Source organism: Halomicrobium sp. IBSBa (assembly GCF_017612575.1).
GTDB lineage: Archaea > Halobacteriota > Halobacteria > Halobacteriales > Haloarculaceae > Halomicrobium.
The window spans coordinates 804,572-818,325 of sequence record NZ_JADPQC010000001.1 but is presented as its reverse complement, the minus strand read 5'-3'; the positions used below and the strand labels follow the sequence as shown (position 1 = coordinate 818,325).

The following is a 13,754-nucleotide window of genomic DNA, read 5'->3' as shown; positions in this document are numbered from 1 at the left end:
GTGAGCAGTCCGGGTCCCTGCGGCCGGTCCAAACTCAACAGGTTTATGAAAGTCCTGGGCCGACAGTACGATACTATGGCCAAAGACAAGGGACGAACCGGAAGTGCCGGTCGCTTCGGCGCACGGTACGGCCGGGTCGCCCGCCGCCGCGTCGCCGAGATCGAAGACGACATGCGAGACGACCACGCCTGTCCCGAATGTGGCAAAGACCGCGTCGACCGCAAGGGGACCGGTATCTGGGAGTGTAGCTACTGTGGATACAAGTACACTGGCGGCACGTACCGTCCGGAGACCCCCGGTGGGAAGACCGTCACCCGTTCGATCCGCGCTGCGCTCGCCGAAGACGAGGACGAGTAATGAGCTACAAGTGTTCCCGCTGTAAGCGTGACGTGACGCTCGACGAGTACGGCGGCGTTCGCTGTCCGTACTGCGGTCACCGAGTGCTGCTGAAAGAGCGGTCGCGCGACGTCAAGGAAGTCGACGTCAAGTAGCGTGGATCACGAAGCCGTTCTCTCTTTCGAGTACGACGACGACCAGCAGGCACGCCGCGTCGCACGCAGCGTCCGCCCGGAGATCGGCGAGATCGGCGGGGAGCGGACGACCGCCACGCTCCGGCGGGACGCGGCGACGGTCGTCGTCGAGATCACCGCCGCCGACCTCGTGGCGCTCCGTGCCGGCTGTAACACCTGGGCGACCCTCGTCGCCGTCGCCGAACGGACCGCCGGCACCGTCCCGTAGCGCCGCCAGTCACTGCGACTGTCGCTCCGCTCGGTACTTGCGCTAGTCGATGGTTTGTCGAAATTATTATGTGAATACAGTCGAAGGTATTCACTGAGATAATCACAGCGGGGTGGACACTATGACCGGCGAAAACGGGTCCGGATCGGAGACGAGCGACAGAGAGCGGGTGCTCTACGTCGACACGCCGACCGACAGCGTCGCCGATCGACTCGCCGATCGATTCGCCGACTGCCACCTGCACCACGAGACCGGGGTCGAGGCGGTCACGGCCGCCGAGTCCGAGTCGTGGGACGGGCTCGTCTTGACCGACGGTGTCGCGGCGGACCGACGCAGCGCGCTCCTCGATGCGGTCGACTGCCCGTCGGTGCTGTACGCGAGCGCGGACCCGGCGACGATCCCAGCGGAGACGACACGTCGAGTCGAGACGATCGTCGAACGCGAGACTGCGGACGCGCCGTCTCTCCTCGCAGAAAAGATCGAGACGCTCGTCGGACAGTTCCCCGACGCCTTCGAAGACGCGCGTACGACTGCTTTCTCGACGATCTGTCGGGAGGTGACCGAAGCCAGCGCGCTGTTCGTCGTCGACGACGACGGCCGCGTGCGCTGGTCGAACTACAGCTTCGAAGCGCTCTTTCCCGTCGATCGGATCGAGCGCTCGATCCCGGAGACGGAGGACTTCTACGCGCGACTGGACGCGATCGTCTCCGCGGAACTCGACGACGGTGGCCGCCGCGAAATCGGCTCGCGGGGTGGGCCGGTCGAAAATCACTCGGTCGTGGTTCCCACCCCCACCGGCACCCGCTACTACGTCCACCAGCGACACCGCCTCGCGAGTGTGGGGGACGGCATCACGATCGAGCAGTTCGAGGACATCACGGACCGCGTCCGCCGTGAGACGCGGCGGCGGCTGCTCGCGTTGCTGGTCGAACAGGCGCGGGACGGCCTGTACACGCTCGATCACAACGGCGTCGTCGACTTCTGTAACGAGTCGTTCGCGGCGATGCTGGGCTACGAACGCGGGGAGCTGATCGGGATGCACGCTTCCGAGATACTCGCTCCCGGCGAACTGGAGGCCGGTCAGCGCACCGTCCAGTCGCTGCTGGACGACTCCGACACCGAGGGCGCGGAAGTCGACATGACCTTCCGGACCCGCGACGGCCAGCACCGCGAGCTGTCGATCCACTACACGCTCCTGTCGACCGGCGGGGACACCTACGGCGGTCTGATGGGCGTCGCACGCGACGTGACCGAACGACGCGAGCGGACCCGCCAGATCGAGTCCCAGCGAGACGAGCTCTCGACGCTGACCCGGACGAACGCACTGGTACAGGACATCATCGGCTCGCTGGGCACCGCTGCCAGCACCACCGAACTCCAGCAGACCGTCTGTGACCGGCTGGTCGAGTCCGGTCGCTACGGACTGGCGTGGATCGGCGAGTGTCGCGGTGGCGACGACGTGATCGTCCCGCTGACCAGTGCCGGTGCGTGGACCGAGCACCTCGACGAGATCGAGCTTCGCGACGACGGTGGGACCGATGGCGGGCCGGTCACTCGTGCCTACCGCACCGGCGAGGTACAGGTCGTCTCGGACACCCGATCGCTGGCGGCGCTCTCGCCCGAGGGAGAGCGAGCACTGACTGCCTGCTTCGAGTCGGTGATCGTCGCCCCGCTCCGTCACGGCGAGACGACCCACGGTATCCTCGCCGTGTACGCGACCGAACCGGACGCGTTCAGCGAGCGCATCGCACGCAGCTTCGCCGTCCTCGGGGAGACGATCGGGCTCGCCCTCACGGCGATCCAGAACAAGCGGCTGCTCCAGCACGAGGCCCCGCTCAGGCTGGCGTTTCGTTCCGACAGCGACGACGCCTGTCTGGCCGGGATCGCACGGGGCTGTGACTGTACGCTCGAAACGGCCGGCGTGGTCGAGACCAGCGACGGCGTGGTGCAGTACCTTCGGGTCGACGGAGCCGCCCCCGGTACGGTGGTCGACACGGTCCGCGAGTCCGAGATCGTCGAGGACGCGGCGGTGACCCGGACCGACGGGGACTCTCTCGTCGAACTCCACGGGTCGTCGTCGCTGGGTACAGAACTCGCAGAGGTGGGTGCCCGTCTCGTCGAGACCGAGATCGATCCCGGCGGGGCTCGCCTCGTCGTCGAGACGACCGACGACGCGGACCTCCGGTCGGTCCAGACCGTCGTCGAACGGTGGTTCCCGGACGTGACGCTCGTCTCCAAGCGCAAGCGGACCCAGCCCGAGAGCGACGGCCAGCGGTCGCCGCTGTCGCCGCTGACCGATCGCCAGCGAGAGGTCCTCCGGGCGGCGTACCTCTCGGGGTACTACGACTGGCCTCGCGAGACGACCGCCGAGGAGCTCGCGGACTCGCTGGGCATCGCCTCGCCGACACTCCACGAGCACCTCCGCCGGGCAGAGCGGAATCTCCTCGCTGGCGTGCTCGACCGGTAATATCGCGCCACCGGACGACGACCGGTCCTGTTGGTCCACCGATAGCCTAGCCACCTAGGCGGCTAGTTATTCCCATCTGGGAGTGTTACAACCGAGTGCTTGACCCATGACCAACCAGCCCACTGGGGAACCCGACAGCGACGAGTGGCGTGGGATGACGCCCTGCGATCGCGGTCTCACCGTGCCGATGATCGACGACGTGTTCGAACTGCTCGCAGACTGGCGTCGGCGGGCGATCGTTCTGTACTTCGCCGACACCGAGGCGTCGTCGGCGACGGTCGAGACCCTCGCCACGGCGGTCACACAGCGCGGCATGGGTCGTGACTGTCTCGAGGTTGGATCGGTGTCTGCCGTCCGGACGGACCTGGTGGAGGTCCACCTCCCGCGACTCGACGAGAAGGGCGTGCTCGACTTCGACCGCCGGAGCGAATCGGTCCGTTACTGGGGCCAGCCGACCGTCGAGAAGTGGGCCGAACACGTCGACGAAGTCCTCCGATAGCACCGCCAGACACTAGTTGTCCCGTTCAGTAGTGGCCGTATGTACCTGCCAGCCGTCGGCCTCGGGACGATGGGTATCGACGAGACCGAGCCGATCGCGCGCGCCATCGAACTGGGATACCGCCACCTCGATACGGCACAGATCTACGAGAACGAGGCCACGGTCGGCGACGCCATCGCGGCCAGCCCGGTCGATCGGGACGAGCTGACGGTCGCGACGAAGCTGTGGATCGACCGTCTCGCCGCCGACGACGTGCGTCCCGGCACCGAGGCGAGCCTCGATCGGCTCGGTCTGGACGCCGTCGATCTCCTCTACGTCCACCGCCCGCGCGGTGACTACGAGCCGTCGAGCACGCTGTCGGCGCTCGACTCGGTCGCCGACGCGGGCCTGACGCGGGCCGTCGCGCTCTCGAACTTCGAGCCCGACCAGCTGCGGACGGCGCGAACGCACCTCGACGCACCGATCGCGGCCCACCAGGTCGAGTTTCACCCCTACTTCCGGCAGGACGAACTCCTGGCCGACGCCCAGGAACACGACTACCCGCTCGTCGCGTACTCGCCCCTGGCCGGCGGGAAGGTCTTCGACGATCCGGTCCTCGAAGACATCGCGGACAAGTACAACTCCTCGCCAGCCACCGTCGCGATCGCGTGGCTGTGCGATCACGACAACGTCGTGACGATCCCCAAGGCCTCCTCGCCGGCCCACCTGCGAGCGAACCTCGACGCGACCGACCTCACGCTCGACGAGGCCGACGTGGCCCGCATCGAGGGCATCGACGAACGCGTCGAACTGTACCCCGAGTAACGAGCCGCCCCGGGATTCGACACGGCTGCACCGAAAGCAATGGTTTTTCAGTGCGGCACCCGAGGTGGTGGGTATGCAGGGTAATCTGCCGCCGGAAGCACAAGAGAAACTCGAAGAGCTACAGGACCTTCAGGAAACCGCACAGCAGGTCGCAGCCCAGAAGCAGCAGGCCGAGACACAGCTTCAGGAGTCCGAGACGGCGCTCGACGAACTCGACGACATCGACGAGGACTCGACGATGTACCGCGAGGTCGGCGAACTGCTCGTCAAGACCGACTACGCCGAGGCCGTCGAGGACCTCGAAGAGAAGGTCGACGAACTGGAGATCCGCACGGAGACCCTCGAAAAGCAGGAAGAGCGCGTCCGAGAGCAGTTCGAGGACCTCCAGAGCGAGCTCCAGCAGATGCTGGGCGGCGGCGGCGGTCCCGGCGGCGCACCTGGTCCGGGCGGCGCTGGCGGCGCGTAAATGTCGACCGATCAGTCGCACAGTGACGACCCCACCGACGAGACGGTCGTCGAGACCGCTGCGACGGCTGCCGAAGATGTCGTCTTCTCGCGCTACGACACCGGCACCGTCGAGGATCTCGACGTGACCGTCTCGTTCGAGGACGGCGTCCTCGATGTCGATGTCTACGTGAACGCCCCCGACGGACGCCACGACGAAGCACAGGTCGCAGACGACGCGGCGCTCGCGGCCCAGGCCGCCGTCGACGACCTGTTCTCGTCGTAGCGGGCTACTCTTTTGCCGCCGTCTGTGTCCGTTCCTTGGTGAAGCCGGTCCGGAACGCGATCCAGGCCAGCACGCTGATGAAGAGGATCGGCGGCAGGATCATGAACCCCCAGAGGGGGTCGAGCCCCCACTGGAGCAACAGGACGAGATCCGCCAGTCCGAGCAACAGGAACGGAGTGACGGCCTTGATCGCCTGCCAGCGGTTCAGTTCGAGGCCGTCACGCAGGTCGCTCGTGTCGATGCGGTCGGAAGACTCTGCCATATCCAGATCGAGGGTCGCTGTGGTAAAAAACGTCGCGCTCGGTCGGCGGCGGTGTTCAGATAAGCGGGCCAAGCTGGAGCGAACACACCGAAAGCCCTCGGCACGCTAAGCAGATCTGTGCCGGATATTCTCCCGCCGGTCGAATAGTGCCGGCGCAGATCTGCTTACCGCGCCTCGCCCTTTCATCCGCCAGGCTCGTGGACAGTGCCACCAGCTACGTTCTGGCGGATGAAAGGGCGAGCGCTGCGTGACGGCTCCGCCGTCACGTTATAGCCGGCCGGTGCAACCGGCCGGCCTTGGCAGGAACCCCGACGACGCAAGCACGCGGAGCGCGCAGCGAGTCGCGGGACCGCAACTGCGCGAGGGCTTTCGGTGCCTGAACGCCACCACGCCGCGTCTCTTATCTGAACACTACCCGGTCGGCGTCAGCGGGGACGGGCGGCTTACGCGTCCGTTCCGGTCTGCTCGTCGCTGTCTCCGTCGTCGGTGGTCGTCTCAGACTCGTCGTCGCTGTCCGTGTCTTCAGTTGCGGATTCGTCGTCGGTGTCTGCGTCGTCGTTTTCGGCGTCGTCAGTGTCGCTCGCGTCCGCTCCCGCGTCGTCGCTCTCGTCGTCCGGCGTCACGTCGCTGATCTGCTCGCCCAGCGAGCCCTCCAGCGTCCCATCGATGTGCTGGCCGATCAGCGAGTGGATCTCACCGACGAAGTCGGGGACCTGTGCGGGCATGTCCGCGGGCGGACCGCGTCGTTCGTCACCGGGCACGTCGGCGGGCGGGCCGCGGTCGGCGTCGGCAGATTCGTTCGCCTCACTGTCGGCGTCGTCGCTCTCGGCGGAGTCCGTGTCGCGGTCGGCGTTCGCGTTCGCGGTGTCGGCGTCGTTCGCGTGGTCGTCGGCCTGTGCAGGTGCGTTGCCGGGCAGTGCTGCCGCCGAGCCCGTGACGAGGGCGACGGCCAGCACCAGCGTGGCGATTGTCTTGAGTTGCATCGTCGTTGTCTCCGGGCTCACCTACGCCGCCGATGGGACTTGAAGGGGGGACGCGCTACCGCCGAATTCTGTCGAATTAAGTCGCTTCAACCGGTTTCACGCTCCGGATTAACTCGCATTAACCGGGATTGTCGGTCCGCTCGACGAGTGACTGCTGTCTCGTTCCGTCGGCAGCGCGGTCGGTCCCGCGCGCGCCGCCGACGAGGTAGCCGTCGATCGGCCGGTCCTCGCGGTCCGGCGCGTCCTGCACCCACAGGTGGACGCCGTGGCCCGAACACGCCCTGGCCCACTCTCTGGCCAGCGCCTTCGACGCGAAACGACGCCGAGCGCCTTCGCGGTTCACCCACTCGCCGACCGCCCGCGAGCGCTGCCAGGCGGAGGGCTTGATCGCGACTCGGTACTCGTCGGTCACGACTCGGCTTTCGTCGCCACGCCCCTAAACGACTCGCTGGTGTGGCCCCACTGCACAGCTTTTCATACCTCCGCACCGAACCGTCGGCCATGGAACACGAGGCCACGGTGGAAGGCGTCGGCATCGGCGTCGGTGAGGAAGGTCCCGGTGCGCCGGTCGTTCTCCTGCGCGCCCGTGACGAGGTCGTCCCCATCTTCGTCAGCTCCGATCAGGCCCAGTCGATGCAGCTGGCGCTCGAAGGCGAACTGTTCGAGCGGCCGTTGACCCACGACCTCATGGTCGAGATGGTTGCGGAGTTCGGTGCGGCGATCGACCGCGTCCGGATCGACGATCTGGCCGACGGCACCTTCTACGCCAAGATCGACACCGAGCAGTACCTCGACGACCGACGCAAAGAGATGGTGTTCGACGCCCGCCCCTCCGACGGGATCGCGATCGCGCTGCGCGTGGACTGCCCGCTGATCGTCTCCGACGAGGTCGTCGACGAGGCGGGCCAGCCACCGGACGCCTTCGAGGAAGCTCCCGAAGAAGACGACGACAGCGAGTTCGAGCTCTAACGACCCGCTCCGTCCTGCTCTCGCGGCACGTACGCGGTACTTCTGTGAAAGCTGACTGCTCGGGGTTCTCTGGGTTCCGGAGTCGCGATGACGAGGCCCCTCCCTCTGGTCGGTGCCTCGCTAATCGTCTGCGGGGGTCGCGTTCGTCGCCGTCACGTCGACCGGTTCGGCGTCGACTTCGAGTTCGTCCAGCGCGGCCTGTGCGGCGCGCTTGCCCGAGAGCAACATCGCGCCGAAGGTCGGCCCCATGCGCGGGAGGCCGTAGGTCGTCGCCGTCGCCATCCCGGTGACGACGAGGCCGTCGTGGGCGAGGCCGGTGTGCTCGACGACGGCGTCCTCGCTCTTACCGACCCACATCGAGTCGTGGCCGGGCGAGTCGTGGCCCGGTGCGCCGTAGGTGTCGTCGCCGGTCGAGTCCATGCCGCTGGCTTCCTCTTCGAGACCCGGCGCGTTGAGGACGCCCCGCTCGTCGAGCTTCTTGACGGCCATGGCCTCGTGGCCCGTGGCGTCGATGACCAGATCGGCCTCGACGGCGATCGGATCGACGCAGGTGATCTCGCGGGGCAGTGCGTGGACGGGCGTCCAGTTCATGACGATGCCGCCGACGCGGTGGTCCTCGCGGATGACGATGTCCGTGAACTCCGTCATGTTCTGCATCTTCGCACCGGCGTCACAGGCCGCCTTGATCAGGCCCGAACAGGCCTCGGGACCGTTGGCGACGTAGAGCCCGTCGCTGTCCTGGGACTGTTTGTAGTCGACTTCGAGTTCGTCCAGAACGTTCTGGGCCGGATCTCGAACGGTGACCTTGTTCATCAGGAAGCCGCCGAGCCAGAAGCCCCCGCCGAGGTAGTTGTTCTTCTCGACGACCATGACCTGGACGCCGCGCTCGGCCAGTTCCTTGGCCGCGGTCAGCCCGGAGGGGCCGCCGCCGACGATGATCACGTCGGAGTCCGAGAAGTCCATGAACTCCTCGGTCCACTCCTGACCGATCGCGCGTGTGACTTCCGCCTCACCGACGTCGCTGAACTGCTCGAATTCGCTCATACAACCTAGTGGTACCACCACGTTGCAATAGTGGTTCCGGTCTGGGTCGAAGCCGTCGGCTGTTAGGACGCGTGGCTCTCCGGGATCGAAAGCGCGGACCACGTCGTCGCCGGCCCGCTCACACAGCGAGCTCTCGTGTTCGCGAACGGAGGCGTCTACTGGAACCCACCGACTAGACGGTGTGGGCAGAACAACGTCGCGCTAGCCGAAGTACCGGAGGTCCGACGTTTCCTCGCTCTGCTGGTAGCGCTGGCCGTCGTCCCACTGGCGCAGGCTCGACTCGGTGCGTTCGACGGCGTCCAGCAGGTGCGTCGTGTCGACGCTGTCGCCGGCCCGCAGCGCGCGGTGGGCGGCCTCGTCGGCGACGAGTTCGAGGTCGCTGGCGGCGTAGCCGTCCGTGGCGGCCGCCAGCCGATCCCAGTCGACGCCGTCGACGACGGGGCGATCTGCGAGGTGGAGTCGCAGTATCTCGCGGCGAGCCTCGGCGTCGGGCGGCGGCACCTCGACGCGTTCGTCGAACCGGCCCGAGCGCCGGATCGCACCGTCGACGTCCTCGATCAGGTTGGTCGCGCCGACGACGATCACGTTCTCGTCGGAGATGGCCTCCAGCTCGGTCAACAGCTGATTGACCAGCTGTTGGCCGCTCTGGTTCGTGCTGGCGCCGCGACTCCCCGCGACCGCGTCGATCTCGTCGAGAAAGACCAGACAGGGCTGGTTCGCCCGCGCGATCTCGAACAGGTCCGCGACACGCTGGGCGGGCTCGCCCATCCACTTGCTGACGAGCTCTGCCGGCGAGATCTCGACGAAGAAGTGATCGAGTTCGCCCGCCAGTGCTTCGGTGATGTAGGTCTTCCCACAGCCCGGCGGCCCGTACAGGAGGACGCCGCTGGTCGGTTCGAGACCGTACTGTTCGAACCGCTCGGGCTGGCGCAGTGGCTCCAGTACCTTCTCTTCGAGCGTCGTCTGGAGGCCGTCCATCCCGCCCACGTCCTCGAACGTCCGGGTCACGTCGCCGCTGACGATCGCGTCGGCCTGGAGGTGGTCGACGCCTGACGGCTGGACGACCGTCCCCGTCCCGTCGGTCTCCTCGGCGACGAACTCGTAGCGGCCGATCCACTCGTCGATGCTCGTCTCGGTCCGCTCGGCGGCCGCCCGGAGGTGGTCGGTACTGACCGGACTGTCGTCTGCAAGCGCCGCACGGGCCGCTTCGTCGACGACGCGTTCGAGGTCGCTGGCGGCGTAGCCCGCCGTCGCGGAGACGGTCGCGGACAGATCCAGGTCGTCGGTCGTGGGCCGCCCGGCGAGGTGGACCCGGAGCATCTCCCGGCGGGCGTCGGCGTCGGGCGGTGGCACCTCGATGCGCTCGTCGAAGCGGCCCGAGCGCCGGATTGCGCTGTCGATGTCCTCGACGTGGTTGGTCGCGCCGACGACGACCACGTCCTCGTCGCGGACGCCTTCCAGTTCCGTCAGGAGCTGATTGACCATCCCCTGCTCGCTCTGGTTCGAGTCGTCGTTGTCCCGCGCGACCGTGACCGCGTCCAGTTCGTCGAGAAAGACCAGGCAGGGCTGGTTCGCCCTGGCGATGGCAAACAGCTCCTGGACCTTCTGTGCGGGTTCGCCCATGTACTTGCTGGAGAGATCGGCCGGCGAGACGCGGACGAACGACTGGCCGAGTTCGCCCGCCAGCGCGCCCGTGATGTAGGTCTTCCCACAGCCCGGTGGCCCGTGCAACAGGACGCCGTCGACGGTGCTGAGCCCGTATTCCCGGTAGCGGTCGGGGTGTTCGAGTGGCTTCAGCACCTTCCCCTCCAGCGTCTCTTTCAGCCCCGTCATCCCGCCCACGTCCGAGAAGCCCCGGTCGGGACTGGGATCGACGAGTCGCTGGGCGTCGAGCAGTTCCGTCTCCGGCGGGTCGACGACCTCGTCGTCCTGCCCGCGGGCCGCCTGGTCGTCCGACTCCTCGCGCCGACGGTCGATCCGGTCTTGCGTGCCCTCGACGGCCACGTCCTCGGCACCCAGCCAGTGGCCGTCCGATTCGAGCACCGACTGGTGGCTCGCCACGAACTGTTCGAGCCAGCCCACGGAGGTGATGGTGTCTCGCGCCCACCCCTCGTCGGTGGGGCGGACGGCGACGTAGCACAGTTCGGACTGGTCCTGGGCACCGAACTCGGCGATCCAGAAGGGGAGAGACACCCGATCGATCGACTCGACGCCCTCGAACGAGCCCGCGTCGACGGCGTCTGGCAGACCGTAGATCTCACGGAGGTCGTCCAGCGGATCGCCGCCCTCGTAGGCGTCGGCCTGCTCGCGGAAGCGCCGGGCCTTCGTGTGGTTGCCGGCGGATTCCTCCGTGTCGGCCTGTTCGTGCCACCGCTCGATCTGGCGGTCGATCCGTTCGCGCTCGTGTTCGAGCTGGGTCGGCAACACGGACGCCGCTCGCGCTTCGTCGCCGTGGAAGCCCAGCGCGACCGTCGGCACCGACGCGTCGCCGTAGCGCGCTCGCGGATCGATCGTCGTCGTCTCGGTCGCGGCGTGGCGGTGCATCGCCAGTCCCGCGTCGTTGTCCTCCCAGAGACCGTCGAGCAGCGCGTACTCGCGTTCGTGGTCCGGGCTCGACCACGGGAACCGCCCCTCGACGGCGTAAGAGTACTCGACGCGATAGGCCGGGTACAACACCCTGAGCAGGCCCTGGAGCTGGTCGTGGCCGTCACACCACGTCTGATCGTTCGACCGGAACCCCGCCGCGACGGACCGGCCGTCGAGAAGTGGCTGGTCGATCTCGATGTGGTCCGGTATCGTCACGCCTCGTTCACCCGTTTGACCCGACACATATCACTGTCTGGCGAGCGGTCGCAAAAACGCCTTCCGGTCGACTGCGCGACAGGACACCGATCAGAGTTCGCCCTCGCGGATCGCCCGCTCGGCCGCGGACAGCGCCTCGTCGGCGTCGAAAGAGTCGATCGCCTCGCGCTGGGCCGCCTCGTCGCCGGCCAGTTCTCGGGCGTGGTCGGTCATCGCCGGGACGGCCCGGATGATGTTGTCGACGATCGGCACGGCGGCGGTCTGGGCCGACCGAGACAGGGGATTGAGGTCGACGACGAGCTCCGTTTTCCCCATGTCGGCCAGTGCCTCGGCGCGATCGCCGTCCTCCAGCGGGACCAGCACCACGTCGGCGTCGCCGATGCCGTCGGCGTCGACCTTCGCGCGCTCGTGGTCGAGGCCCGGGATCCGGCCGTCGGCGGCGAGTCCGAGCACGTCTTCGGCCCCGTGTTCGCGGAGGTGGTCGGCGATCCGTTCCATCCGCGCCTCGGTCCGGTTGAAGAGGTTCACCTCCAGGTCGGCACCGGTCGCTTCGGCCAGTGCGACCATCTCGCCTGGCACCAGCGCGGCGACGTTGCCGTTGATCGAGAGCACGGCGTGGTCGGCCTGCAGGAGGTGGGCCGCGGCGGCGCGCTCGGCGGCGGCGGCGGTGTCGGTCGTCCGTTCGCCGAGCAGATAGTCGAACGCCTCGCCGCGGCCCTGTGCGATGAGGCCCTGTTTAGACGTGATGCCCTTCTCGACGCCGTCCTCGATCCGGTGGCGGGTCAGCAGCGACTCGTATCGCGGGTGGGACTCGGGAACGTCGATCTCGTTCATGGAGACAGGTGACCGCCGACCGTCGAAAGTCCATCGCTCTATCGTTACACATTTCTTACTATCTCTTTTTAGCCAGTAATCGCCTTACTGAAGTACTACACTGTCTTCTCTACTATTTCATGATTGTATCTTGATGATAAATCGCAAGCCTTCTTTGTAGATGTTGTAAACGCTCGTGTGGAATTCACACATGTCGACAGCACAACTCCGGCGCGTTCTGGACGGCGACGGGGGGCGGTTCATCTACCTCTCGGCCGCCCTCGCCGCGCTGAACGGCCTCCTGTTCGGGTTCGACACTGGAATCATCTCCGGAGCGTTCCTCTACATCCAAGACACGTTCACGATGTCCCCGCTCGTCGAGGGGATCGTCGTCAGCGGTGCGATGGCGGGGGCCGCCTTCGGCGCGGCCGTCGGCGGGCGACTCGCGGACCGGATCGGTCGCCGCCGGCTCATCTTGCTCGGTGCCGGAGTGTTCTTCGTCGGCTCGCTGACCATGGCCGTCGCCCCGTCGGTGCCGGTCCTCGTCGCCGGCCGGCTCATCGACGGCGTCGCGATCGGGTTCGCCTCGATCGTCGGCCCGCTGTACATCTCCGAGATCTCGCCGCCGAAGATCCGCGGTGCGTTGACCTCGCTGAACCAGTTGATGGTCACCGTCGGCATCCTCGTCTCGTACTTCGTCAACTACGCCTTCGCGGACGCGGGGGCGTGGCGGTGGATGCTCGGTGCCGGGATGGTGCCGGCGGTCGTCCTCGCGATCGGTATGCTGAAGATGCCGGAGAGCCCCCGCTGGCTCCTGGAAAACGGCCGCGAGGACGAGGCTCGCGCCGTCCTCGCACGCACCCGCGAGGAGGGCGTCGAGGAGGAACTGGCGGAGATCCGCTCGACCGTCGAGAAACAGTCCGGTACCGGCCTGCGGGACCTGCTCCAGCCGTGGATGCGCCCCGCGCTGATCGTCGGGCTCGGGCTGGCCGTCTTCCAGCAGATCACCGGGATCAACGCCGTCATCTACTACGCCCCGACGATCCTGGAGTCGACCGGGTTCGGCAGCGTCACATCGATCCTCGCGACGGTCGGGATCGGCGTCATCAACGTCGTCATGACGGTCGTCGCCATCGCGCTGATCGACCGTGTCGGCCGACGCGTCCTCCTGTTGGTGGGTGTCGGCGGGATGGTCGTCACGCTTGGCATCCTCGGTGTCGTCTTCTACCTGCCCGGCTTCGGCGGCGCGCTGGGCTGGATCGCGACGGGCAGCCTGATGCTGTTCGTCGCCTTCTTCGCGATCGGGCTCGGCCCGGTCTTCTGGCTGCTCATCTCCGAGATCTACCCGCTGGCGACCCGTGGCAGCGCGATGGGACTCGTCACCGTCGCCAACTGGGGCGCGAACCTCGCGGTCTCGCTGGCCTTCCCCGTCCTGACCGCCAGCGTCGGACAGCCCTCGACGTTCTGGCTGTTCGGACTCTGTAGCCTGGTCGCGCTCGTCTTCACCTACCGCCTCGTGCCCGAGACGAAGGGGCGGTCCCTGGAAGCGATCGAGGCGGACCTCCGGAACAACGTCTCGTCGACGCCCGCGGCCGCCGTCGGCGACTCCGAGGAGTAAGAGCGGTCGGAGGGCACGTCCTCGA

General features: G+C 67.3%; 16 protein-coding genes. 10 read left to right on the top strand and 6 right to left on the bottom strand.

Features of this window, described 5'->3' with window-relative positions; translation table 11 throughout:
- Window positions 1-75 precede the first annotated feature (75 nt).
- The 8 genes from IL252_RS04270 to IL252_RS04235 all read left to right on the top strand — a co-directional run bounded on the left by IL252_RS04270 (window position 76) and on the right by IL252_RS04235 (window position 5,238).
- Window positions 76-357 carry a 50S ribosomal protein L37ae gene (locus IL252_RS04270; protein ID WP_049940679.1) on the top strand — a complete coding sequence of 94 codons (282 nt, stop codon included), beginning with the start codon at window positions 76-78 and terminating at the stop codon, window positions 355-357.
- Window positions 357-491, top strand: coding sequence for a DNA-directed RNA polymerase subunit P (locus IL252_RS04265; RefSeq protein ID WP_012807557.1), 135 nt, complete (start codon window positions 357-359; stop codon window positions 489-491). Before IL252_RS04270 ends, IL252_RS04265 begins: the two co-directional genes overlap by 1 nt.
- A 1-nt stretch (window position 492) precedes the next feature.
- The gene (locus tag IL252_RS04260) at window positions 493-738 is read left to right on the top strand and encodes a KEOPS complex subunit Pcc1 (RefSeq protein WP_170095194.1); all 246 of its coding nucleotides are present in this window, start codon (window positions 493-495) and stop codon (window positions 736-738) included.
- 121 nt (window positions 739-859) lie between these two features.
- Entirely contained in the window at window positions 860-3,205 is a 2,346-nt protein-coding gene (locus IL252_RS04255; protein ID WP_208626911.1) for a bacterio-opsin activator domain-containing protein, read from the top strand.
- Window positions 3,206-3,311: 106 nt separating this feature from the next.
- A complete protein-coding gene (locus tag IL252_RS04250; protein WP_208626909.1) occupies window positions 3,312-3,704 on the top strand; it encodes a hypothetical protein in 393 nt (130 codons plus the stop codon).
- Window positions 3,705-3,743: 39 nt separating this feature from the next.
- On the top strand, window positions 3,744-4,508 hold the full coding sequence (locus IL252_RS04245) for an aldo/keto reductase (protein ID WP_208626908.1): 765 nt from the start codon (window positions 3,744-3,746) through the stop codon (window positions 4,506-4,508).
- A 73-nt stretch (window positions 4,509-4,581) separates the two neighbouring features.
- Window positions 4,582-4,974: a prefoldin subunit beta gene (locus IL252_RS04240; RefSeq protein ID WP_153554217.1), complete on the top strand. Its 393-nt coding sequence runs from the start codon at window positions 4,582-4,584 to the stop codon at window positions 4,972-4,974.
- On the top strand, window positions 4,975-5,238 hold the full coding sequence (locus IL252_RS04235; protein ID WP_153554216.1) for a DUF3194 domain-containing protein: 264 nt from the start codon (window positions 4,975-4,977) through the stop codon (window positions 5,236-5,238).
- Window positions 5,239-5,242: 4 nt separating this feature from the next.
- Here the strand turns inward: IL252_RS04235 and IL252_RS04230 are convergent, their stop codons facing one another.
- The 3 genes from IL252_RS04230 to IL252_RS04220 form a co-directional block, all read right to left on the bottom strand.
- Window positions 5,243-5,500 carry a hypothetical protein gene (locus tag IL252_RS04230; protein WP_012807550.1) on the bottom strand — a complete coding sequence of 86 codons (258 nt, stop codon included), beginning with the start codon at window positions 5,498-5,500 and terminating at the stop codon, window positions 5,243-5,245.
- A 443-nt stretch (window positions 5,501-5,943) separates the two neighbouring features.
- On the bottom strand, window positions 5,944-6,483 hold the full coding sequence (locus IL252_RS04225) for a hypothetical protein (protein ID WP_208626906.1): 540 nt from the start codon (window positions 6,481-6,483) through the stop codon (window positions 5,944-5,946).
- Window positions 6,484-6,601: 118 nt separating this feature from the next.
- Window positions 6,602-6,895 (bottom strand): hypothetical protein, encoded by a 294-nt coding sequence (locus tag IL252_RS04220; protein WP_208626904.1) that lies wholly within the window; start codon window positions 6,893-6,895, stop codon window positions 6,602-6,604.
- An 89-nt stretch (window positions 6,896-6,984) separates the two neighbouring features.
- Here IL252_RS04220 and IL252_RS04215 point away from each other — a divergent pair, with 89 nt between their 5' ends.
- Window positions 6,985-7,452 carry a bifunctional nuclease family protein gene (locus tag IL252_RS04215; RefSeq protein ID WP_208626902.1) on the top strand — a complete coding sequence of 156 codons (468 nt, stop codon included), beginning with the start codon at window positions 6,985-6,987 and terminating at the stop codon, window positions 7,450-7,452.
- A gap of 120 nt (window positions 7,453-7,572) precedes the next feature.
- On the opposite strand, the gene IL252_RS04210 is transcribed toward IL252_RS04215, so the two are convergent.
- The 3 genes from IL252_RS04210 to IL252_RS04200 form a co-directional block, all read right to left on the bottom strand.
- A complete protein-coding gene (locus IL252_RS04210) occupies window positions 7,573-8,496 on the bottom strand; it encodes a sulfide-dependent adenosine diphosphate thiazole synthase (RefSeq protein ID WP_208626900.1) in 924 nt (307 codons plus the stop codon).
- 201 nt (window positions 8,497-8,697) lie between these two features.
- The gene (locus IL252_RS04205; RefSeq protein ID WP_208626898.1) at window positions 8,698-11,325 is read right to left on the bottom strand and encodes an ATP-binding protein; all 2,628 of its coding nucleotides are present in this window, start codon (window positions 11,323-11,325) and stop codon (window positions 8,698-8,700) included.
- 63 nt (window positions 11,326-11,388) lie between these two features.
- Entirely contained in the window at window positions 11,389-12,132 is a 744-nt protein-coding gene (locus IL252_RS04200) for a 4-phosphopantoate--beta-alanine ligase (RefSeq protein WP_208626897.1), read from the bottom strand.
- Between the two features lie 190 nt (window positions 12,133-12,322).
- On the opposite strand from IL252_RS04200, the gene IL252_RS04195 reads away from it, so the two are divergent.
- Window positions 12,323-13,729: a sugar porter family MFS transporter gene (locus IL252_RS04195; RefSeq protein ID WP_208626895.1), complete on the top strand. Its 1,407-nt coding sequence runs from the start codon at window positions 12,323-12,325 to the stop codon at window positions 13,727-13,729.
- Window positions 13,730-13,754: the final 25 nt, after the last annotated feature.